The sequence below is a fragment of the Undibacterium sp. genome (assembly GCF_030683615.1).
Lineage (GTDB): Bacteria > Pseudomonadota > Gammaproteobacteria > Burkholderiales > Burkholderiaceae_D > Undibacterium > Undibacterium umbellatum.
In genome coordinates, this window is record NZ_JAUXQE010000037.1 from 15,223 (window position 1) to 38,511 (window position 23,289).

21 protein-coding genes are annotated in these 23,289 nt (G+C 50.8%); 10 read left to right on the forward strand and 11 right to left on the reverse strand.

What is annotated here, in order from left to right; translation table 11 throughout:
• Positions 1-19: 19 nt before the first annotated feature.
• Together Q8K39_RS19630 and Q8K39_RS19635 are read left to right on the forward strand one after the other, a co-directional pair.
• Positions 20-289, forward strand: a complete 270-nt coding sequence (locus Q8K39_RS19630; protein WP_305262833.1) for a hypothetical protein — start codon at positions 20-22, stop codon at positions 287-289.
• 198 nt (positions 290-487) lie between these two features.
• Positions 488-2,116, forward strand: a complete 1,629-nt coding sequence (locus tag Q8K39_RS19635; RefSeq protein ID WP_305262835.1) for an alkaline phosphatase — start codon at positions 488-490, stop codon at positions 2,114-2,116.
• Here Q8K39_RS19635 and Q8K39_RS19640 read toward each other — a convergent pair whose 3' ends face one another.
• The 8 genes from Q8K39_RS19640 to Q8K39_RS19675 form a co-directional block, all read right to left on the reverse strand.
• Positions 2,117-3,256 (reverse strand): ATP-grasp domain-containing protein, encoded by a 1,140-nt coding sequence (locus Q8K39_RS19640; RefSeq protein ID WP_305262837.1) that lies wholly within the window; start codon positions 3,254-3,256, stop codon positions 2,117-2,119.
• A gap of 416 nt (positions 3,257-3,672) precedes the next feature.
• The gene (locus Q8K39_RS19645) at positions 3,673-4,494 is read right to left on the reverse strand and encodes a penicillin-binding protein activator LpoB (RefSeq protein WP_186955634.1); all 822 of its coding nucleotides are present in this window, start codon (positions 4,492-4,494) and stop codon (positions 3,673-3,675) included.
• Positions 4,495-4,513: 19 nt separating this feature from the next.
• Positions 4,514-5,086, reverse strand: a complete 573-nt coding sequence (gene lpoB / locus Q8K39_RS19650; protein WP_370868657.1) for a penicillin-binding protein activator LpoB — start codon at positions 5,084-5,086, stop codon at positions 4,514-4,516.
• Positions 5,087-5,168: 82 nt separating this feature from the next.
• The gene (locus Q8K39_RS19655; RefSeq protein ID WP_186955632.1) at positions 5,169-5,570 is read right to left on the reverse strand and encodes a YcfL family protein; all 402 of its coding nucleotides are present in this window, start codon (positions 5,568-5,570) and stop codon (positions 5,169-5,171) included.
• A gap of 38 nt (positions 5,571-5,608) precedes the next feature.
• The gene (locus Q8K39_RS19660; RefSeq protein ID WP_186955631.1) at positions 5,609-7,120 is read right to left on the reverse strand and encodes a COG3014 family protein; all 1,512 of its coding nucleotides are present in this window, start codon (positions 7,118-7,120) and stop codon (positions 5,609-5,611) included.
• A gap of 225 nt (positions 7,121-7,345) precedes the next feature.
• Positions 7,346-8,269 (reverse strand): S9 family peptidase, encoded by a 924-nt coding sequence (locus Q8K39_RS19665; protein WP_305262838.1) that lies wholly within the window; start codon positions 8,267-8,269, stop codon positions 7,346-7,348.
• A 53-nt stretch (positions 8,270-8,322) separates the two neighbouring features.
• Entirely contained in the window at positions 8,323-8,709 is a 387-nt protein-coding gene (locus tag Q8K39_RS19670) for a hypothetical protein (protein WP_305262840.1), read from the reverse strand.
• A gap of 34 nt (positions 8,710-8,743) precedes the next feature.
• On the reverse strand, positions 8,744-9,946 hold the full coding sequence (locus Q8K39_RS19675) for a toxin-antitoxin system YwqK family antitoxin (protein WP_305262842.1): 1,203 nt from the start codon (positions 9,944-9,946) through the stop codon (positions 8,744-8,746).
• A 295-nt stretch (positions 9,947-10,241) separates the two neighbouring features.
• Here Q8K39_RS19675 and Q8K39_RS19680 point away from each other — a divergent pair, with 295 nt between their 5' ends.
• From Q8K39_RS19680 to Q8K39_RS19690, 3 genes are all read left to right on the forward strand, one after another.
• Positions 10,242-12,590, forward strand: coding sequence for a Tex family protein (locus Q8K39_RS19680; protein ID WP_305262844.1), 2,349 nt, complete (start codon positions 10,242-10,244; stop codon positions 12,588-12,590).
• 276 nt (positions 12,591-12,866) lie between these two features.
• The gene (adh, locus tag Q8K39_RS19685) at positions 12,867-14,387 is read left to right on the forward strand and encodes an aldehyde dehydrogenase (protein WP_305262845.1); all 1,521 of its coding nucleotides are present in this window, start codon (positions 12,867-12,869) and stop codon (positions 14,385-14,387) included.
• Between the two features lie 217 nt (positions 14,388-14,604).
• Complete coding sequence (locus tag Q8K39_RS19690) at positions 14,605-14,994, forward strand: DUF779 domain-containing protein (protein ID WP_305262846.1); 390 nt, start codon at positions 14,605-14,607, stop codon at positions 14,992-14,994.
• On the opposite strand, the gene Q8K39_RS19695 is transcribed toward Q8K39_RS19690, so the two are convergent.
• Positions 14,995-16,842, reverse strand: coding sequence for a sigma-54-dependent Fis family transcriptional regulator (locus Q8K39_RS19695; protein ID WP_305263157.1), 1,848 nt, complete (start codon positions 16,840-16,842; stop codon positions 14,995-14,997).
• Between the two features lie 281 nt (positions 16,843-17,123).
• Here Q8K39_RS19695 and grxD point away from each other — a divergent pair, with 281 nt between their 5' ends.
• Positions 17,124-17,435 carry a Grx4 family monothiol glutaredoxin gene (gene grxD / locus Q8K39_RS19700; protein ID WP_186955623.1) on the forward strand — a complete coding sequence of 104 codons (312 nt, stop codon included), beginning with the start codon at positions 17,124-17,126 and terminating at the stop codon, positions 17,433-17,435.
• 7 nt (positions 17,436-17,442) lie between these two features.
• Positions 17,443-18,033, forward strand: coding sequence for a UbiX family flavin prenyltransferase (locus tag Q8K39_RS19705; RefSeq protein ID WP_305262848.1), 591 nt, complete (start codon positions 17,443-17,445; stop codon positions 18,031-18,033).
• Here the strand turns inward: Q8K39_RS19705 and Q8K39_RS19710 are convergent.
• Positions 18,030-18,884 carry a hypothetical protein gene (locus tag Q8K39_RS19710; protein WP_305262850.1) on the reverse strand — a complete coding sequence of 285 codons (855 nt, stop codon included), beginning with the start codon at positions 18,882-18,884 and terminating at the stop codon, positions 18,030-18,032. The genes Q8K39_RS19705 and Q8K39_RS19710 overlap by 4 nt on opposite strands.
• Before the next feature lie 147 nt (positions 18,885-19,031).
• Between Q8K39_RS19710 and Q8K39_RS19715 the strand changes: the two genes are divergently transcribed.
• A complete protein-coding gene (locus tag Q8K39_RS19715) occupies positions 19,032-21,101 on the forward strand; it encodes an esterase-like activity of phytase family protein (RefSeq protein WP_305262851.1) in 2,070 nt (689 codons plus the stop codon).
• 55 nt (positions 21,102-21,156) lie between these two features.
• Here Q8K39_RS19715 and Q8K39_RS19720 read toward each other — a convergent pair whose 3' ends face one another.
• Positions 21,157-22,053: a LysR family transcriptional regulator gene (locus tag Q8K39_RS19720; RefSeq protein WP_305262853.1), complete on the reverse strand. Its 897-nt coding sequence runs from the start codon at positions 22,051-22,053 to the stop codon at positions 21,157-21,159.
• 77 nt (positions 22,054-22,130) lie between these two features.
• Between Q8K39_RS19720 and Q8K39_RS19725 the strand changes: the two genes are divergently transcribed.
• Both Q8K39_RS19725 and Q8K39_RS19730 read left to right on the forward strand, forming a co-directional pair.
• On the forward strand, positions 22,131-22,559 hold the full coding sequence (locus Q8K39_RS19725) for a DoxX family protein (RefSeq protein WP_186955618.1): 429 nt from the start codon (positions 22,131-22,133) through the stop codon (positions 22,557-22,559).
• Between the two features lie 14 nt (positions 22,560-22,573).
• Entirely contained in the window at positions 22,574-23,236 is a 663-nt protein-coding gene (locus Q8K39_RS19730; RefSeq protein WP_186955617.1) for a glutathione S-transferase family protein, read from the forward strand.
• Positions 23,237-23,289: the final 53 nt, after the last annotated feature.

Below are 23,289 nucleotides of genomic sequence, written 5' to 3' on the forward strand. Positions count from 1 at the left end.
TCCATACACAAAAAATGCCATGGACATCAATCGACATATCCGCACTTGCTTTCAACTACTCTGTCTGGTCACGAACTTGTTTCTGGCCTCGCATGCCTTTGCAATGCTACCGCCAGCAACAACCGCATCACCCGCAGAGAATAACAACAGCAGTCACCCCCATCTGGTGAACGACTTGACAGTGTTAATGGTCAATATTCATGATCAGTCCAGCCACGCAGGCAGCACCAACGAGCATCCATTCACACCCTACCAAGGAATACTGGCCCGCACCCCTTATCTGAACTGAATCATCATGCTTTGCGCCTGCCTGCTCCCCTTGGGTATGCTGGTGACAACAGTGATCACTGTCATCGATTTCCGCAAAAACAGAAGTGATGACGAGACTGCGACATTGATAGCGCTGGCTAGCTGAATGGATTGACATAGCTTGGTCATACTGGCACTTTAGAATACGTCACTTCTAAAGCCATTGTTCGGGATAGCCATGTCAAACGATCATGAATCAAACAAGAGCCATCAGCAACGTCGCCGCTTTCTGTGTCATGCCACCACTGGCGCTGGTGCACTGATTGCCGGAGCGGCCCTGCCCAGGTTTGTACGCGCTCAAAACAGCGCTCCTGCCATCATCACCGCCGACAAGTCGCGGCCGCAAATACCTTGTGGCGTCATGAGTGGTGACATTAATAAAGACAAGGCCATCATCTGGAGCCGCACCGACAGACCAGCCCGCATGCTGGTCGAATATGCCAATAATGAGTCATTCAAGAATTCCCACAGCATCAGTGGTCCGCTGGCACTTCCCAGCAGCGATTACACTGCGCGCGTAGATCTCAGCGACTTGCCTGCCGGTCAGCGTACCTTTTACCGCGTACGTTTCCAGGATTTGCAAAACCCTTCGGCCAGCAGTGAAGTAGTGCAAGGCAGTTTGTTGTTACCCGGCGGCACAGAGCGTGACATCACATTTGCGTTTTCTGGTGACGAAGCTGGCCAGGGCTGGGGTATCAATGAAGCCTTTGGCGGCTACCGCATTTATGAAAGCATGCGACGTTTCCAGCCTGATTTCTTTATCCACTCCGGCGACCAGATTTATGCCGACGGCCCAATACAGGCACAAGTCAAACTGGAGGATGGCAGCCTCTGGAATAATATCGTCACGCCAGCCAAGGCCAAAGTGGCAGAAACCCTGGACGAGTATCGCGGCAACTTTGCCTATAACTTCCTGGATGCCAACAAGCGCCGCTTTGCTGCGGAAGTGCCTTTCCTGGTGCAATGGGATGATCATGAAGTGCGCAATAACTGGTATCCCGGCCAACAGATAGGCGAAGCAGAAAAACGTTACCAGCAACGCGACTTGAATACCCTGGCGGCGAACGCGCGTCGCGCCATGTTTGAATACAATCCTTATCGCATAGACCAGCATGATCCCGACCGCATCTACCGCATGTTCAGTTACGGCCCCTTACTGGAAGTGTTCATGCTGGATGAGCGCAGCTATCGCGGCAAGAATACGCCGAATCTGCAAAGCAGTTTGAATGAGGATGCAAGCTTCCTGGGCAAGCCTCAATTGCAATGGCTAAAGCAGGCATTGTTGCGCTCACGCTCAACCTGGAAAGTCATCGCCAGTGATATGCCTATTTCCATCATCGTGCCTGACCTCAACCCTGATGTGCCCAAAGGCAATTCTGAAGCCTGGGCCAATGGCGAGCATGGCAAACCACTGGGACGGGAACTGGAAATTGCCGAGATACTGAGGTTCATCAAGCGGCACAATATCAAGAATGTCGTCTGGGTGACCGCAGACGTTCACTATGCGGCTGCGACTTTTTACTCACCAGACAAAGCCAGCTTCACCGACTTCAAGCCCTTTTGGGAATTTGTCGGTGGCCCGTTGAATGCAGGCACTTTTGGCCCTAACGAAATTGACCGGACCTTTGGCCCAGATGTGAAATATGTCAGCGTACCGAAGGGCATGAAGCAAAACCGGCCGCCTACAGAACTGCTGCAATTTTTTGGTATCGCAAAAATCGATGCCAGGACCAAGGCGATGACCGTTTCCTTGCACGATATCGATGGCAAGAATTTGTATAAAGTCGATATTGCGCCTGAAGCTTGATCACCGAAGCGGACGAGCCTGACTGGAAAGAAGACGACGTATGATCTGGCGCCAATTAAACAGAAAAAGTTTGGATTCGCGCCAGTTCATTTCCCGCCACCAGCTAACATGCGTACACCACGCCAATAGTCCTCGCCAGTCCCTTGCTTCTATCGCTCTGAATACATCTTGCGGAAATAGTGGGAGCAACTTGCTCACCGAGGCATCCTGGCGGAAATCTGTTTGCGACGAGCCCGCAATTCCCAGTATGCCGGCCAACGCAGCCACACTGTCCACACCTGCGTGCAGACCTAGTCCCACCGTCAGTGTAGGGCGAAAATTTTGCTCCAGCAACACCAGCCTGCCCGACTTGTCGTCTTGAATAAAGTCAGCGCCGCATGCACCATGAAACCCAGATAAGCGCCCCAGTTTCTCCAGGATTTGTTGCAGCTCAGGAAAATGGCAGAATTCTATCGCGGCCGATGGTCCCAAAGCGCCCCATGTTCGGACTCGGTAATAAGAAAACCAGGCAAGTAATTGTCCATTCTTGTAGAAGACTGTCGCACTCCCCAGGCGGCCCGCGACAAAACGCTGCGCGATGACCGGCATATCCAGCGGGTATAGGTCAAGGTTTTGCTGATCGGCAACGATGCTCACTGTCAACCCAGCATATCCCTGCGCCTCCTTGATCACTAACGGATACCCCAAATGGGTCGCCGCCGCGCGCAAAGACGGTTTGTCCTGGCATATCTCGAAATCCGGTACGGCAATTTGCTCCTGTTGGCAGCGCTGTATGAAACTCGCCTTTGAGGTAATGAAATCCATTCCTGCCAAACCTGCGCGACTGGGGAAAATCTCCTTTACCCAGGTTTCTTCACGCCGACGCTCAAGTGCATACAAAACGGGATCATCGCCAATCAACACGAAATCATAGGGTTCTGCCACCTGATTTAAGTGTTGCTGCAACTGATCCATTGCCGTCTCAATTTCCTTGGAGGAATAGAAACGATGCCGGATAAATTTTGATCGTGACACATAGTTTTTGGGTGGCCCAAATACGCTGATTTCACAACCAGTCTGATGCAGGACATAGGGCAGACGGGATAGCCCCTCCCAAAATGCGTGGCATACGATCAACACGCGCTGTGCGGGCTTAGACATGGCACTAGTACAAAGTAACGGTGGAAAATCGGCTTGCCTGCCATATGCGTGACAATCATGGCAGTCTTGCAAATGCTCTCATTGGCTGCGCTATCGTTAGCATGGCAATTACGCTTTCCTTGCCCTGATTCGACGGCACCCTCTCCTTCACTCTCGATTCCACTGTTATAGCCCACTGGCTCCAAGTGGAAATTCCTGGAAAAGATGGGTAAGTAGTTTGCACTCATGTGCCACCATACATAGCAAAAATTTAACGTTATTAAATCTTAATGCAAGTTGACGGCAATAATCCAGACTTCAACATTAATTCACCTTTCCATGCCTGATGCATGGCCGACAGGACGCATGTAGCACAGAACAGTGGACAAAAAAAATGGCTGACACGAGGTGTCAGCCATTTTATGAAGCCTGTAAAACTATCTGTACACGGTCACAGGCTCGGTGTTTTGCACTGGAACGACTGGCTGTCCCTGGATACGGACATTCTGGCCACGGTTGGCACCACGCGGTGCACCAAACTGCACAAGAATTTCATCGTAGGCCGCATCAGCCAGACTACGAGATGTTTCTTGCATCACTTTGCCACGATTGAAGACAACACGGTCACCAGCACGGCTGATGATCTTGGTATCAACGCCAGAACCACTGGCACTGAAAGCTGCCTTGATTTCATAAGTCTTGGTGTTGATGAGACTGAAATCAGCAACCAGGTCCAGCGACAAACTGGCTGTCATTGAATTGCCGTATTGTAGTTGATTGCTTTCCTGGCGGAACTGGATATTACTGACTGTGCCAAACAAGACGTAGTCAGCACCTGGATACATGCCCTGTTTGATACGACCGATGATGTCGTAAATTTTTTCCATGGGCTTGCCGACGTAAGGACGCGCTTGCACCAGGCGAACACCGCCGCCCTTGATCAAGGCACCCTTCAGGTCAGCCGTATAGGTTTTCAATTCGCCACGGTCAATATAGGTATAAAAACCTTCTGCCTCGTAGTAATTGCTTTCGCTCTTGGCGTTGATATTGCCACGCTGCGAGTAGCTGCGGTCGGTTTCACGCTCGCTATAACTTCCCTTGACGCTACTCTTGCTGGAAGCAGACACCACGCGGAAATATTCGCTGACTTTTTCTTCATAAGTCAGATCGGTCACGGCAATTTTTGGTTCTGATGCATAGGCACTGAATGCCGCTGCAGAGCAGAACAAACCTGCCATCAGTTTTTTAAGATTCAACATCGTATTTCCCTTTTAAGGATTAGCGCTTGGAAGTTTTACGAATTTCTTTTTCGTCTTGCCATTCGATGGAGCCTTCTTCAACGTCATACAGTTTCAAGGTCATTTTGTAGAACACGTCTTTGGTGTTGGCATTTTGCTTAACGATGGAAACAATTTCACCTTCCAGAGAATATTTGGCTGCCGCCATGTTGCCAATCTTTGCCTTACCCTGGGCTTTATACAAACCGCTTTGATTCTGGCGTTGCAATTCATCGACACCTTGTTGCATTTCATCTGCACTACGGGTGAATTTCACCTTGCGGCTTTTCACCAATGCAGTCTGAATACTGTTCATGATGGATTTGGTATCGATGTATTCGCTGGTCTTGTTGCGTACACCAGCCAAAGTCATGGTCGGGCGATTTGCCAGCACCGGATCTTCCAGCAGGGAACCAACCATTTTTTCGGCGATCATTTGCAAGTCGGTGGAACCAAACTCATTGGTGACAGTTTCTACTGCCTTGTTATCACCATACGTAGTCTGGCGAGCCAGGCTGACCGTAGGTTGGGACAGCCTGGTCTGGCAGGCAGTAAGTGTCAGGCCGAGCAACACCACCAGGGCGCAGCTTTTGGATAATGAGGAAATGCGTTTCATATGTACTCCGTAAAAATAATCTTGTTACTGTTATTGTCGATTAGCGTGGCTCTGCACTCATTTCGATCTTGAAATCCGTCGCTTGCGGGCCATAGGCTGTGCCTTTGATGAACTGGCTTTGTTGACCCAGTATCATCAATGGCTTCCAGACTTCACCATCGCCGACTTGCATGCCGGCAGCATCGGTCCAGCGAAAACGATAATAGATACGGACATCGTAGTTGGTCAGATTGACGGTCTCTGCCTGCACTACCATGACATCATTTTTGCGCTGCGAACGCAGATCCGTCACTTGCACACCTTCCAGTGTGCCACGCACGATCAATTTCGAGGCGATACCAGGAGAAGATGCATTTGGTATGGTATCAGCCATGACTGGAGCTGCGATACAGGCGGCGACCAGGGCAGCGCATGCGGCAAATTGTTTGGAAATCTGTTTCATATACCCTCTAATATCAGTTGGATTTGGTGCTGACAAACCTATTTGGTGCTTGTTGTCGTGGTCGTACCAGTAGCAGTCGTTTTTGTCACTGTTTTTGCTTTGGCCACTGGTTTGGACTTGCCAGTTGACTTAGGTGCTACCGCTTTGACTTCCGGCTCAGCCTCCAATTGTGCCACAGGCGTCACACTACCGAATTTTGCCAGGTCACCCAGATAGGTTTTATCCTGATAAACACGCACAGGCACAACCATGTAGCGGCCATCCACGGTGATTTTACTGACATCACCACGATTACCAAAATTCAAGTCATAGTCGCCTGGTGGCAAGAATGCGCGGGCCACAAATACGCGATCTGGCAGAGTACGCCACATACGATCATCTGCCGGGCTTTCTGTCGCAGCAACTGCCAGATTGGCAGCCAGACCAGCCAGCGGACCAAAATTCTTATTCACCTGATCCTGGACCAGGCCTTTGGTCACAGCACGTATCGCTGCACGTGTGTAAATACCAGGCAGTTCATCCTTCAGGGCTTTACGCGCCATGACATTGAAGTCTGTCACCAGTGCCGTAGGCAATACCTGATTACCGACACGAATACTATTGATCACTGGTGCATTCGGATCTGGATATATCACTGGGAAGGCAAAAGAAATCGTCACCAGACCACGGCCCGTTGGCACGGGAAAAGCAATTTTCTTGGATTGACGTGCAGGTGAATTACCAGCCTCAATCACGAACAGGACATCTGTCACGCCTTTTTTGCGGCGGAAACTAGTACGTTGATCCAGGCCTTTCAAGCCATCTTCCAGCACTGGTAAGTCCGGGCGCAATTCAATCGCCTTGCGATATCCAGGCGCTGCCAGGCCAGGTTCATTCAGTGCTTCATAAACAAATCCGGCGAGATAATGACTGAGGGCATTCTGATAGCCGTTTTTCAGTTTCAGGACTTCGGGGTCGTTCAGTGTTTCCACAGGATAACCATTCAATTCCTTGCCTGTCGAAGCCACGCCCTTGTCTTTGGCCTCTTTTTCGGCTTCCGCTGTTTCTTTGGAGCGGAACTCTGCGATGACGGCTTCGCGTTCATGGGTACGTTTGATATCGACACGCGCCGTGTCGAGGTCACCCAGGTTCAGGCGATCCATTGCCATGCGTGTAGTCAGCATGACTTTTTCATAATCCTGACCTTCATAATCACGACTGGCATCACCCATGATGGTGGCACCGATCTGCCCCATCAATTTTTGCGGAGAAGATTTGGCCGTCTCTTCCCAAATTTTCACCTTGGTATCTGCCACTTCAAAGGCATCGAGACTGTCCTTGTAACGCTTGCCTATGCGCATCAATTCGCCTTTTTCCAGATTCAACAGCAAATCTGTTTTATTGTTGCCTTGCGTTTGCGCTTCAACCTGTCTGATCGCTTCATCAATCTGTCCGGATTTTGCAACCGAGAGCGAGGCCGCAACCTTGCTGTCGTGTGTTTGCGTAGTCACGCAGCCTGTCAGCAGCAGTGCAGCTACAATAGGCGTATAAGAGAGAGTCGAGAGGCGCATGGTTATCATTATGGGTGAACAACAGTAAAAGGAAATGCAAAACGAAGGCAGGGAATTATCCATACATAAGCACAGCCAACAAGTATAGTAAGGCTTTGCATTTTTGTCATGGAATTAACTGCTACAAAATCAAAGTTCTTGTAACTAGTTGTAATGGAATCGCGGAAAAATAATACTGTTTGGATATGTATGTGTTCTACAGCACTTATTTTGCAAAAGTCACCATCACTTGGCGTCCAATAACCAATTATCTATCTGATGCATAAAATCAGGCAAATAGTTTTTATCATCACTCACAAGACTATGACCTGCCCCGGGGAAACGACGTATATCGATAGTTTTTCCTGCCGCCTGAAACTGCTGTTGCAAATGAGCAATAGCCTTGCCCGGAATAACCGGATCAGCTTCCCCTAGTCCTAACAGTATCGGCTTGTCCAGCTCCAACAGATTGTCTGTTTGCGAGATACGACCTATCTCTGACCAATATCGCCAACTGCGACCATGCAACAAGCCCGCGTCGGGATCATCTGGTTTTCGCTGCAAACCCGTTTGCAACTGCTGCCAGGCGACTTGCATATAGGCGTGCTGACGGGCCAACGCGGCATACACATCCAGCGCATTCATCCCTGCGTGCGATAGCAATACCAGATGTGTGGCGGACAATTGCCTTGCCAGTATGGGCGCCATTTCTGCGCCCTCGGAAATACCAAAAATAACGACACGTTTTGGTTTCTTGCCAGCTTCTTTCAATGCAGCCAGTTGCGCACGCATGAATTCCATGTGGTCTGCCTGCCAGCGCGAAGGATGATCAGCACGAACATAGGCATCACCACATGCCTTGCCATTGGATGCAGGCAGAATATGGCGCTTGTGCAGGATGAAAATCTGCGTAGGCCCAGACTCGCCCTCAAAACCAGAAAAATATTGCGGCAGGAACTGCCCCATGCTGATGCAATCTGATCCTGAAATCACAAAGATCAGGTTCGCCAGATTCTTGCTACCAGACTCATGTTGCCAGGGCTTTTTCTCGAGATGGTAGTAAATGGCCTTACCACCATCTCCAAACCGGAACTCATGCAAATAAACAGGTGTTTGCTGAAATTTTCCTGAGTCAGCCGCACTGATACCAGGCCAACAAAAACACTGCATTAAAGCCAGCATGCATCGCAGATATCTGCAATGACAGAACTGCAAATGCAATTTCATGCTGACAATGCGACGACAGAACTACATACCAGCAATGCCAGAACAACAGGGGCCCAGATTCTGCGCTCCCACTTGCTGGGTGTGATCAAATTCAAAATGCTGCCAACCAGCGAGTAAGCAACGACACCCCAAATCGCCATGCGCGACCAATCCAGATAAGCGGAAAGAATAATGCCGGCACGGGTAAAAATAATCACACCGATCAATACCAGCAATAACGACTGCAGCAGGGCAGCAATCCGCATGTGATTTGGAAATCTACCGGGGTATTTTCCGCCCATGGCAATGCTGCCCCAGGGTGCACCGCACGCCAGAGCCAGTTGAAACAGAATCACAATCAACAACAAAATACCAGCGGCAATGCTGACGAATAACAATTCCATTAGAGCCTCATTTCAGGTAAGAAAGTCGCCTGACTCACTTTGTGTATGCCTTGCGAGAACCGTCTTCATAGAGCATATCATCAGTCAATTGTTTGCCACTCTCATCCCAGGTCCGTTCGCGCTGTATGCGGCCACGCTCATCGTAATGGGATTCGCGTACCAGTTTGCCATTTTGCGCAAAACTTTGATGCACTCCTAGCGGACGTTCACGATAACGTCCCTCGTACACATAACGCTCGAGGCTAGCCATTTTCCCGTCATCGAAATAATTGCGCACTTCCTTGATGTCGTCCTTGCCTTCTGTCGTAAATTTCTCACTGCGTTTGGCCTGGCCATTCAGATAAAAACTGGCATCAGATACCAGCTTGTTTTGTCTGCGGCCATCCTTGTCTGTCATGGCGAAAAGCTGCTCCCGCACTTTTGAACCGCTCTCATGATATTCAACTTCTCGCTCGATGACGACAGGTTTTTCTGCCGTATTCCAGACTGTCTCTTTGCGCAGTACACCTTTGTCGGAATATTGCTTGCGTGTCTTTTGTTTGGCACCAAACACCTCCACTGTTTCAGGCTTGCCATTCTCGTGGAAATAACTTGCTTGCTGGCTGACACCAGCCAACAAAGTGAACTGACTGCGCAAACGGCCACTGTCGGAAAACAACTGCACCTGCGATGGCTTGCCCTGAAAACCGCACAGTACCGCATCATTTGCATGCGGTGCCAGCATAGCCTTTTCACCACATTCAATTTCACTTAACTGCTTGTCCGGGGTGTACCTGACGGCGGCTTTTTCTTTGGGATTGTCACCGATAAAAGCAACTCGCTTGAGCACACCATTGGGATACCATTCACGCAGCAAGCCCCGCACACTGCCATTCTCATTATTCTCTTCACGCAGCACTTGCCCGTTCGGTGCAAATTCACGCAATTTTCCATGGCTATTGCCGCGTTCATTGACGCTATATTCCTTCAGTAATACGCCATCACGGTAAAAACGCACCAAGCCGATGTTTACGCCTGCGCGCAATTCCTGCTCGCGTACCAGTTTGCCGGTATCCCGGTCCACACATTTCATGATACCGGTCTTGCCTGCAGTGGTGCTGCCATTGGCAGGATTAACTGACTCTTTATTAATTTCACAATCTTCCACCGCAAATACGACTGAAGCTGAAGAAAACAAAGTGGCGGCGATTACCAGGCGAGAACAGGGCAGTATGGAAAAAGGAAACTGATTTTTCATGGTTTTTTGAGAGAAATAACAAAACAAACGGCAATATTCCTAACTTTAGCATTAGCAAAACTATCTTCCTGTAAAACTTGGTAAGTGAAGCCAGAAATCTGAAGACAGCGATAAGTAGTTGATAAATAAACGCTTAATAGCATAATCAATACCGCCATCGAGCCAATTTTATATGCATTTTTAGCAATTTTTATCTTTTAACCTTAGTCGCCTACCCTGTCAAGACTGGCGCAAAGTCACAAATTGCGTATCATCTGCGCCTTGATTGCTTTTTTTATGTCTGGATTCTGGATTTATGTTGCCTTCGATTGAACAAAGACTTGCCGTAGAGCTGGCTGCCAAGCCGGTTCAGGTTGCCGCTGCTGTTGCCTTGCTGGACGAAGGTGCAACCGTTCCGTTTATCGCCCGTTACCGTAAAGAAGTGACTGGTGGCCTGGATGATATCCAGTTGCGCCTGCTGGAAGAGCGCCTGCGTTACCTGCGCGAGCTGGAGGACCGCCGCACTGCCATCATCGCGTCCATAGAAGAACAGGGCAAGATGACACCAGCATTGCTGGATGCCATTACCCATGCAGAAGACAAAACCCGCCTGGAAGATCTGTACCTGCCGTACAAACCCAAGCGTCGCACCAAAGCCCAAATTGCTGTTGAGGCTGGCCTGTTACCACTGGCCGATGCCTTGTTGGCTGACCCCATGCTGAACCCGGACACGGAGGCAGCAAATTACCTGAAGCCCGCGTTTACTACCGACAACGGCGACAACCCTGGTGTAGCAGATGTCAAAGCCGCCCTCGATGGTGCGCGTCAGATTTTGATGGAACGCTTTGCCGAAGATGCGACGCTGTTGCAAGCCCTGCGCGAATACCTGAATGACCACGGCATCGTCGAATCCAAGGTCGTTGCCGGCAAAGAAGAAGCCGGTGAAAAATTCGCCGACTACTTCGACTATTCAGAAACCCTGGGCACCATCCCTTCCCACCGCGCCCTGGCCCTGTTCCGTGGCCGTCGCGAAGAAATGCTGACCGTGACCCTGCGTCTGGACAGCGAAGAAGAAAAACCAAAATGGGATGCGCCACTCAACCCATGCGAAAGCCGCATCGCTGCCCGCTTTGGCGTGAGCCAAAAAGACCGCCCTGCCGACAAATGGCTGGTGGATACTGTACGCTGGGCCTGGCGCGTGAAAGTCTTCATGCATCTGGATACAGAATTGATGGGCAAGCTGCGCGAAACAGCAGAAATCGAAGCCATCAATGTATTTGCCCGCAACCTGAAAGCCCTGTTGCTGGCAGCACCTGCCGGCCCACGCGCCACAATGGGTCTTGATCCTGGCCTGCGTACCGGTGTCAAGGTAGCGATCGTAGATGCGACCGGCAAGGTGGTTGAATATGCGACGATCTACCCGCATCAGCCACGCAATGACTGGGATGGTTCGCTGCATGTCCTGGCGCAACTGGCGGCCAAGCATAATGTCTCGCTGATCTCCATCGGTAATGGTACAGCTTCGCGTGAAACCGACAAGCTGGCAGGCGATTTGATCAAGCTCAAGCCTGAACTCAAGCTGACCAAGATCGTGGTCTCTGAAGCAGGGGCGTCAGTGTATTCTGCCTCTGAATTTGCTTCCAAAGAATTGCCTGACCTGGATGTCTCTATCCGTGGTGCGGTATCGATTGCACGTCGCCTGCAAGATCCATTGGCAGAACTGGTGAAGATTGATCCTAAATCCATAGGCGTCGGTCAATACCAGCATGATGTCAGCCAGTCACAACTGGCACGTTCACTCGATGCAGTCGTCGAGGATTGTGTGAATGCGGTGGGTGTCGATGTGAATACTGCCTCTGCCCCCTTGCTGGCACGTGTCTCTGGTTTGTCATCGAGCGTGGCGCAAAGCATCGTCAATTTCCGCGATGCCAAGGGCATGTTCAGTTCACGCTCTGACCTGCGCGCAGTACCTCGCCTGGGTGATAAGACCTTCGAACAGGCAGCCGGTTTCTTGCGCATCATGAACGGCAGCAACCCGCTGGATGCGTCTGCAGTCCACCCTGAATCGTATCCGCTGGTAGAAAAAATCCTGGCTGATATCAAGAAGGATATAAAAGGTGTAATCGGCGACGCTGGCTTGCTGAAGTCCTTGAACCCAGCCAAATATGCCGATGAAAAATTCGGCGTACCTACCATCACCGACATCATCGGCGAACTGGAAAAACCAGGCCGTGACCCACGCCCAGAATTCACCACAGCCACCTTCAAGGACGGCGTTGAAGAAATCAAGGACTTGCGCCCTGACATGATTTTGGAAGGCGTAGTCACCAACGTCGCCGCCTTTGGCGCTTTCGTTGATATCGGCGTACATCAGGATGGTCTGGTACATATCTCTGCCTTGTCCAACACCTTCGTCAAAGACCCGCATACCGTGGTCAAGGCTGGTCAGGTCGTCAAAGTGAAAGTGCTGGAAGTCGATGTCAAACGCCAGCGTATCGCCCTGACCATGCGCCTGACAGATGCAGCACCTGTAGCAGGCAGCAAACCTGAACAACGTGGTGACCGCAACGATGCCAAACGCCTCAATCAACATCGCTCACAAGCTCAGGCACCAGCACCTGCTGGTAATGCCATGGCTGCGGCGTTTGCGAAATTGCGTGGCTAAGTAAAAAGTAAGCAATAAGCCTAGTGATCAGACTGTCCCAAATTGTGACAGTCTGACCAATGTTGCGAAATAATGTGACACCCGGATTGTTGACATCCTCCCTGTCAGCCAATCCACCACCAGCAGCATTAGTCCCCCCTGCGCCTCCCCCTCTCTAGCCAGCATCCACTGTATTTTCCCGTCAGGAAAAAATTTTCAACATGGCACGCCGTTTGCGTTGTTATCCCTGTGTTGCATCACATGCACACCATCTAATAAACAACGGAGACCACCATCATGAACATGGCAGACATCAGCAAACTCGGTATCAGCAATCCTTTCGCCAAACGCTACGACAATTTCATAGGCGGCAAATTTGTGGCCCCGGTCAAAGGTGAATATTTCGAAAACATCAGCCCCGTCATCGGCCAGGCATTTTGCGAAGTGGCACGTTCAACCGCAGAAGACGTGGAACTGGCTCTGGATGCAGCCCATGCAGCCAAGAAAGCCTGGGGGAAAACCTCACTGGCTGAACGTTCGAACATCCTGAATAAAATTGCTGACCGCATGGAAGCCAATCTGAGCCTGCTGGCCACCGCAGAGACCATAGACAATGGCAAACCCATACGCGAGACCATGGCGGCGGATATTCCTCTTGCCATCGATCACTTCCGTTATTTTGCTGGTTGCATACGGGCGCAGGAAGGTTCAGTCGCACAAATTGATGACCAGACTTATGCATATCATTTCCATGAACCGCTGGGCGTGGTTGGCCAGATTATTCCATGGAACTTCCCTATCCTGATGGCTGTGTGGAAGATGGCACCAGCACTGGCCGCGGGCAATTGCATCGTCCTGAAACCAGCTGAGCAAACCCCTGCATCCATCATGGTCTTGATTGATCTTATCAAGGACCTGTTGCCACCTGGTGTCTTGAATATCGTCAATGGCTTTGGTCTGGAAGCAGGCAAGCCACTGGCATCCAGCAAGCGCATCGCCAAGATTGCCTTCACGGGCGAAACTGGTACTGGCCGCCTGATCATGCAATATGCTTCGCAAAACATCATCCCTGTCACGCTGGAACTAGGTGGCAAATCACCGAATATTTTCTTTGCCGATGTGTTGGAGCAAGACGATGCCTTCTTCGACAAATGCCTGGAAGGTTTTGCCATGTTTGCCCTGAATCAGGGTGAAGTCTGCACCTGCCCTTCACGCGTGCTGATACAGGAATCCATCTACGACCAGTTCATGGCCAGGGCCATCAAGCGCGTAGCCGCCATCAAGCAGGGCAACCCGCTCGACAGCACCACCATGATAGGTGCGCAGGCATCGCAGGAACAACTGGAAAAAATCCTGTCCTATCTGGACATAGGCAAACAGGAAGGCGCGCAACTCTTGATAGGTGGAGAAAGAAATGTGCTGGATGGCGATCTGGCCAAGGGCTATTACGTCAAGCCAACCATCTTCCAGGGTCACAATAAAATGCGCATCTTCCAGGAAGAAATCTTTGGCCCAGTTGTTTCTGTCACCACCTTCAAGGATGAAGAAGAAGCGATCTCTATCGCCAACGATACCCTGTATGGCCTGGGTGCTGGCTTGTGGACACGCGACGGCTCCCGCGCCTTCCGCGTTGGCCGTGCCATCGAAGCTGGCCGCGTATGGACCAATTGCTACCACCTCTACCCAGCGCATGCTGCATTTGGTGGTTATAAACAATCTGGCATAGGACGCGAGAATCACAAGATGATGCTGGATCATTATCAACAGACTAAAAACCTGCTGGTGAGCTATAACCCGAATGCGATGGGGTTCTTTTGATTGACATTTAAGACCACTCAACACAGAGGCACAGAGACACAGAGAAAGGCAAGAGAAAACCTGTAATGATGATTTTTAGACTTGTCTCTGTGTCTCTACTTTTATAGAGACACAGAGTTAGAATACAATAATTTTTTTGGCCTTCTCTTGCTATTCTCTGTGTCTCTGTGCCTCTGTGTTGAGCTTTTTGGTCTTTACGTAAAACAACCGAAAAAAAATGACCACTACCCCCGCCCGCGTCACCGCCACTCCCACAGCGCTGGAATTTATCAGCGCGCTGCAAACTAAATACGGTCCGCTATTATTTTTCCAGTCTGGCGGTTGCTGTGATGGCAGTTCACCGCTGTGTTATGCCAGGAATGAGTATGGCATAGGCGATGCCGATGTGTATCTGGGTGACCTGGATGGCACGCCGTTTTACATGGGCAGTGATCAGTTTGAATACTGGCGGCACACGCAGTTGATCATAGATGTGGTAGCGGGAATGGGTGGCATGTTTTCACTCGACAATGGTACGGGCAAGCGTTTCCTGACACGCTCGCGGCTGTTCACGGATGAAGAAAATGATTTGCTGGGAACGACCGTTTTGCACGGCCCGCAATCTTAACTATTCACTCTTCAAAGCTGCCAGCTTGCGGTAAATTGTATTGCGCGATATGCCCAGTGCCTTAGACACTGCAGATACATTACCCTGATGCAGTTGCAGAGCTCGTTGTATTGCATCGATTTCCAGCGCATCGAGACTCGCTGTGGTTTGAGCATTGGAGATGGCCTTTGGCGCAAATGCCACTTCCGTGTCTTCCAGAAAATCCTCGGGTAAATGGTCGAGACGGATTTCCATATCGGCATCCGTCATGACGATAGCCGTACGCAAGAGATTCGTCAACTGGCGGAAGTTGCCTGGCCAGCCATGGGCATGAAATAACTGCATGACTGCAGGCGCTATCCTGTATTGCCTTCCTTCGCTTTCTGTCGCCAGGACTTTGGCTATCACGACATCGAGGTCTGTGCGTTCACGCAAGGGTGGCAGACGTACTACCAGACCATTCAAACGGTAATACAGGTCATCACGGAATTCGCCTTTGCCTATCATCTCGCGTAAATTGCGGTTGGTGGCGCAGATCAGGGCCAGGTTGACGGGAATTGACTTACTGCTGCCCAGTGGTGTCACCATGCGTTCCTGCAAGACCCGCAGCAAACGGGCTTGCAGATTCAGTGGCATGTCACCGATTTCATCGAGAAATAGCGTGCCACCATTGGCCTGCAAGATCTTGCCGACATTGCCTTTCTTGCGTGCACCAGTGAAAGCGCCATCTTCATAGCCGAACAGTTCTGATTCAATCAGGGTTTCTGGTATGGATGCACAATTCACTGCGACAAAGGGGCCGGATTTACGCGGTGAATCATTATGCACAGCCTGGGCCAGTAATTCCTTGCCAGTGCCAGTTTCACCCGTTACCAGTATCGAGATATCACGCCCTATGACACGCTTGAGTTTATCGATGGCACGGGCAAGTTGCTCATCACCGGTATCCAGATAATGCAGGCTCGATAGCTTGGATTTGACTTCTACCGACTGCGGTTCACGTGCATTGTCCAGCACATGCCTGGCAGCGGCTGAAGGACGCTTGAGGCTCTGGCTTTTGGCATACACACGCACACCATTGTGCAGGCACAGCGTCAGCAAACCCGGTGTCGCGGTGCGGTAGTGTTCATGCAAAGCTGATACAGGCAAACCAAACAGGGAACTGAAAGTGTGCGTTTGCAAAGCAGATAGTGGCAAACCCAGCTGGAACAATCCACTGCGGCTGGCCGATAAAAAACGGCCATCATTGTCAAAGCAGGCGATGCCCTCCATCAGGGTGCCCAAAAACTCCGGGCGGCTATGAAAACTGAGTTTGATGGCATCCTGAAAAGAAGAGGCAAACAACTGGTTTTCTATCATCTGCGCCGACATGCGCACCAGGGCCATGGTGTGCTTGTGAAAATTATGCTGGTCGCCCGTCACATCCAGCACGCCAATGACGTTGCCCATGACATCAAAGATAGGGGCGGCTGAGCAAGTCAGAAAATTGTTTGCTTCAAGATAATGCTGGTCTGCATGGACGATGGTGGGTGTTTTTTCGGCAATGGCCGTGCCTATGGCGTTGGTGCCCTTGCTACGCTCTGACCAGGCGACACCGGGGCTGAGTGCCACCCTATCCGCCTTTTCCAGGAAATCAGCATCGCCGAGGGTGTGAATGATGAGCCCGTTCACATCGGTCAGGATGACCATATTGTGGGTGTTGATTATTTGCTCATACAGGTTTTCCATGACGGGCAGAGCATGCTGATGCAAGACCCGGTTTTGTTCCAGCAGGGTCTTGAGATCAGTCTTGCCCAAAGAGCCATAGTCTGGCGCAGCCGTGCGCGGCAAGCCATAGGCGGCGGAGCGTTCATGTGCCTGTTCTATCATCATGTGGGCAGATGAAGCAGAACTTATGCCAGGGCCAGACAATATTTGCCCAGAGGAAATTCCAGTGTCACGCATTTGCATACGGGTCTCCAGCAACATGGCCATTTTTGGCTCTAGTTAGGACATTAAGCGCTTAATGTAACACTATTAGCTGACGGTGCCAGAAACTGCAAATTGATTTGCATTAAGTTTCCAACAACCAAATACGGTGCTGCGGCACTGTATTTGGCTTTCTACTATAATGCAGGTATTCGTAATTCAAGTATTCAAGGAAGATAGCCATGAGCGACGTACAAAGCTGGATCAAAGAAACTGTTACTGCAAACCCTGTCGTTTTATTTATGAAGGGCACTGCCCAATTCCCGCAATGCGGCTTTTCTGGTCGTGCAATTCAACTGTTGAAGACCTGCGGCGTGCAAAACATGGTCACGGTGAATGTGCTGGAAGACCCGGAAGTGCGCCAGGGTATTAAGGATTTTTCCAACTGGCCTACCGTACCGCAGTTATATGTCAAAGGTGAATTCATTGGCGGCTCTGACATCATGAATGAAATGTTTGACAGCGGCGAATTGCAGACTTTGTTGAAAGACTAAGCAAGACATGACTGAAGTCGCCGCCCGCAAGCGCCTGATTGTTGCTATTACCGGTGCAACAGGTGCTATCTATGGTGTGCGGCTGCTACAAGTCTTGCGTAATATCCCCGGCGTTGAAAGCCATTTGCTGATTTCGGAAGCAGGCGTGCTGAACCTGTATCAGGAAATGGACTTGAAGCGCAAGGATGTCGAAGCCATGGCAGATGTCGTCCACAATGTGCGCGATGTCGGTGCCAGCATTGCCAGTGGTTCATTCTTGTCTGACGGCATGGTCATCGCGCCCTGCTCGATGAAAACCCTGGCAGCGGTCGCACATGGTTTGTCCGACAACCTCATCACCCGCGCTGCCGATGTAGTCTTGAAAGAGCGCCGCCGCCTCGTCTTGATGGTGCGAGAAACACCCTTCAACCTGGCGCACTTGCGCAATATGACAGCCGTCACGGAAATGGGCGGCATCATCTTCCCGCCACTGCCTGGTTTTTACCACCGTCCGCAAAGCATAGCAGAGATGGTTGATCACACTGTCGGACGCGTGCTCGATATGTTTGCCTTGCCGCATCAACTGACGCCCCGCTGGCAAGGCCTTAAAGAGTCTTAATACCGATCCATGATGAGCTGGGTCTTCAGCGAATCTTCTGCCACAAACCATCCACGCGAAATCAGATAAGCCTGCAATTCATCATGCTTGACGGAGGCTGTAGCTGCACTCTTGGTCTTGAACGAGGCTTCGACGATATAGTCAGTGCCTGTACCAGCCTGGTTCAGGATGGGCCAGACTTCGATGTACAGGGTTATACCACTCCATGTACCGACTGAGCGCTTGGCCAGTATCGGGCCGTACTTGCGCGAATTATCCAGCATGGACTTGCCCCAGCCGCTATATAGCCAGTTGTCCATCTTGCCGGGAATATTCTTTTTGAGCAGGCTGCGGGAGTCACTGGTCGATGGCAAGTCCATCCCACTGTAACCAGATTTGCTGTCTTTCTTGCTGTTGGAAATACTCAGGGTTTTCTTTTGATAGCCCCATTCAACCTGTGCTTCATAATTTTTTTCTGTAGAGTCAAAACCTTCGGCATTGGCTTCATACAGGGCCTCAGTGATATTGCCGTTGTCTATGGCATAGCGCTTCTTGTAGGTCAGCTCAAAATCACTTTCGCCTTCGGTCTTGCGTATTCTGGCTATCCAGGTATTACCGTAAATGTCCTTGGCATTGGTGTCCATGAACAAGATATTCATCTTGGTCACCGAACTCGGCATACTAAAGGTGCTAAGCACTGTGCTCTTGAGTTTGTGATCGGCATCCAGAACAACATTCGGGTTCATCAGCAACTTCACCTCATAGTCAGGCACCATATTGCTGGCCGCGACTGCATTACTGAGTGGCAGCAGCAAACTCAAAGCGATACTGAATATGCTGGCTATGCTGGTACGAACAACAGACTTGATCATGATATGCACTCCATGGATTTTGGTGAGCACACTATAAAAGCCAATTATGACCCTTGCATTACGACCGTAGTGTCATAGCTGCGTCACATGCCAGTAGTAAATTCGCGGCAAACAATTTTCACGCAAATCACTACGAGGTTAAACCAAATGAATCGAAGCCTGTTATTGAGCAGCCTGAGCGCGTCCTTGTTGTTAGCTGCCTGTGGCGGTAACAGCAATACCGCAGTTACCCCAGCTACACCGACTCCCGTAAATGGCGTCTTCCTGGATGCAGCAGTGGAGGGCATGGATTACTCCGTCGCTGGCGGCAGCAAGCTCAGCACATCTGCCACAGGCGGTTTTAGCTGTAACGCCGGTGACACACTGGCGTTTACTGTCGGCAACATCGCCCTGGGCTCTGCACCTTGCGCAGCTACCGCAACACCGTTGACACTGGCAAACTCCAGCAATGTCAAGGATGACAGCGTGGTTAACCGCCTGCTGTTCCTGCAATTGCTGGATGAAGACAATGATGTTGCAACTGGCATCAAGATTCCTGCTACAGTAAAGACTGCGCTCGCTGGCCAGTCGCTGGATTTCAATGCCACTGCTGCCAACTTCAATACGGCAATGACGGCAACCCTAGCCAAACTGCCGGCGAATTACCAAAAGCTCACCGTGGATGCAGATCGCCGCATGCTGGTGCGTGAACATTTTGAAGACACCATGGCTTCCAGACTGAACACTCCTGTCGTTGATACTGTCAGCCAGACCAATGCCCTGGGCACGATCAGCGCCAGCGTCACGCGTTATCAGGTGCAGGCTGCTGACAGTTTCTTCGTGCCGTATGAAGGTACGAATGCAGCAGTCAAGGCAGAATTCCCGAAAGGCTTTTTGCCCTCCTACGGTTCTGGCCTGTCCTTCAAAGGCAAGGCTGCTGATGGCTCACTGGAATTTTATGGCATTACCGACCGTGGCCCTAACGGCGATGGCCCCAAAGTACCCAATTCCGTGGTGACGAGTGGTGCCACCGGCACCAGCGATGCCAAATTCTTCCCATCCCCGAGCTTCACACCATCATTTGGCCTGATCAGTATAGGCAAGGATGGTGCCATCCTGAAATCCAGTACAGCTATCAAGTTCAGCACGACCATCAATGCTTCCGGTCTATCGATTGCTTCCGGTAAAGTGGGTTCTTCTGCTGAAGTGCCTTTGAATGACGCTGCCAAATTTGATGCCAGCAGCAAAACCAAATTCAGCGACTATGGCCTCGATACCGAATCCATCGTCTATGATGCAGCACGCGGCGCTGTCTGGGTATCGGATGAATACGGTCCTTTCATTTTGAAGATTGATGTTGCCACCGGCGTCATCCTGAAAAAATACCAGCCAGGCACCGGCGCAGCCGACCTGCCTGCTGTCTTGCTGAAACGCCGCGCCAATCGCGGCATGGAAGGCCTGACGCTGGAAGTCGCCAGTGGCAAGCTGCATGGCTTTGTCCAAAGCCCGCTGGATGATGGCAAGGCCAGTTACATCGTGCCGGGTGCCACTGCAGCGACCAGTGAAAGCATCAAGGATTATGCCAAATTCAACCGCTGGGTAGAGTTTGATCCTGCGACAGAAAAAACCAGGCTGTATGCCTACCCTATCGACAGCAAGCAATACACTGCTGGCAAAACCGGCAATGCCAAACTGGGTGACATGGTGTCGCTGGGTAATGGCAAGTTCATTGTACTGGAACAAGGTTCCGGCCCGGATGGCAAGGTATTCAACAAGCTGATGCTGGTACAGGTACCAAGCAATGCCACTGACATCGCCAACATGGGTACCGACCTGGAAAAAAGCAGCATGACAGGCGCGGCAGTCAATGGTGTCAATTATGCGGATGTGGTCTTGCTCAAGAAAACACAGTTGTTTGATTTAAATAATGCAGGCTGGCTGGCAGAAAAAGCTGAAGGCCTGGCGCTAGTTGATGAGAACACCCTGGCACTGACGAATGATGACGACTTTGGCATGAAAACTGTCATCGTCGATCCCAGTGGTGCTATCGTAGCTGGTGCTGACGTCACCAAGTGTACGGTAGATGCCAATGGTGCCTTGACGACGACAGCAGGTGCCCTGGGCTGTACTGCAGGTAATACCATGCGCGTGTCCCGTGGTGCGGATACAGAACGCCCTAACCGTATCTGGCTGTTCAAGTTCAACAAAAAACTGACTGACTTCAATATTCCTTCCTGATCTTGTATTACCGATAGAAAGCCGCGGTGAGTGATAGAACTCGCAGCGGCTTTTTTCAATTCAACATTATCTCTTGCGACAGATACGAATACACTGCAGAAACTCTGCGCAAATGCCTGGCCTCAGTATGCGAGAGCAGCCACAACTCAGTCTGGCATTCGTCCAGCACATTGGTAAGCTGTACTAAATCCTTACGGCCCTGGGCAAGGAATAGCGGCAAGATGCCCAGCCCCAGACCCTTCCCCACCAGTTCAGCCACAGTGAGTATGCTATTGACCTTGTAAGTTGCTTGCAGCCTGGGGAAGTGCTTCTTGCGCCATACCACAGATGGATGTTCTGGCAAGGCATCGTCAGGTGCTATCCAGTGATGACGCTGGGCGACATCAGCATCAAAATGTCTGATCTTGCTGGTCTTGCCCGCGTACAAGGCTACCCGTATCGGCCCCAGGTGCTTGCCTATCAAATGCTGCGGTGGCCGCTTGCTGGCACGTATGGCAATGTCGGCATCGCGCCTGGTCAGGCTGGCCAGTTCATTGCCTGCATGCAGGTCAAAACTCAATAAGGGATGAAGCAGTTGTAAGGGCTTCAAGACCGGTGCCAGCAAGCCGTGCAGTATGGTGTCAGTGGTAGTGATGCGTACTGCACCAGCTACCTGGTCTGGCTGTACTTGCATGGCCGAACGGGCCGCTTCTAGTTGCGCCTCCATCTGTTCTGCATGCACCGCCAACTCCTGCGCCAGTTCATTGGCTTGATAACCTGTGCGCGAGCGCTCAAACAGACGTTGCCCCAAGCCTTTTTCCAGCTTTTGTATGCTGCGGAATACGGTGGATGCATCAAGTGACAGGCGCTCACCTGCCTCGGCCAGCTTACCGGTGCGTACTAGTGCCAGCACCACTTCAAGGTCAACCGCAGTTAATTTGAAATTTAGTTTGTATTGCGTTTTTGCATTCACAGTATGCACTCTCGCCTATTTTCATTGCAAATCCGAAATTATATAGTAGCTCCATCAACCACTTTTTGGAGAATAAAATGACTCACTCAATTCCCTCTGCAAACCAAGGCAGCAATGCCTACGGTATCACCTTATTACGCATCAGCCTGGGCATCATGTGGATAGCCCACGCCCTGCTGAAACTGTTTGTGTTTACCCTGCCTGGTACGGCGCAGTTTTTTGCCAGCATAGGTTATCCGGGTTTTCTCGCTTACCCCGTGTTTGCGCTTGAATTACTTGGTGGTGTGGCCTTGGTTCTTGGTATCTACAGCCGCCAGATTGCGCTGGCACTGGTGCCTATCATGGTGGTTGCCGCTACTGTGCATTTCGGTAATGGCTGGGTGCACACCAGCCCTAACGGTGGCTGGGAATATCCAGTGTTTCTGATCGTCACTTCAATTGCGCTCTGGTTGCTCGGTGATGGTGCGTTTGCCCTCCGCCGTAGCTCACGCTTTTCATTGACATAAGGAAGGGACAAATCATGAGCAATCAATATACCCTGATCAGCCACAAGCTTTGCCCTTATGTGCAGCGCGCGGCAATTACCCTCGCAGAGAAAGGTTTAGACTTTGAACGAATAGATATAGACCTGGCGAACAAGCCCGACTGGTTCTTGCAAGTTTCACCACTGGGCAAGACACCGGTACTGCTTGTCAATGGGCAAGCCATTTTCGAGTCGGCTGTGATTTGCGAATACCTGGATGAAACCACGCCATCCTGCCTGCATCCAGAAGCCGCACTGGAAAGGGCGCAACACCGTGCCTGGATAGAATTTTCCTCAGCCACCTTGAATAGCATAGGCGGTTTTTACAATGCCGCAGATGCGCAGATATTGGATGCCAAAGCAGCAGAATTAAAAGCCAAGTTTGCACAATTGGAAAAGCAGTTAGGCGATGGGCCTTATTTTTCCGGTAAAAATTTTAGCCTGGTGGATGCCGCGTTTGCACCAGTCTTTCGCTATGTTGATGTGTTTGAACGGATAGCAGATTTTGGATTTTTAAATTGCCACCCCAAGATCCAGGTATGGCGGCTATCCCTACAGGAACGTACTTCCGTGCAGACTGCGGTCAGTGAAGATTACCCTGCTTTATTAAGTGCATTCTTACGAGCCCGTCAATCTGCCTTATCAGCTTTGATGCAATAAAAAAACGGTGCAGATTCCTCTACACCGTTTTCGTTGTCCCATTTCAAATCATC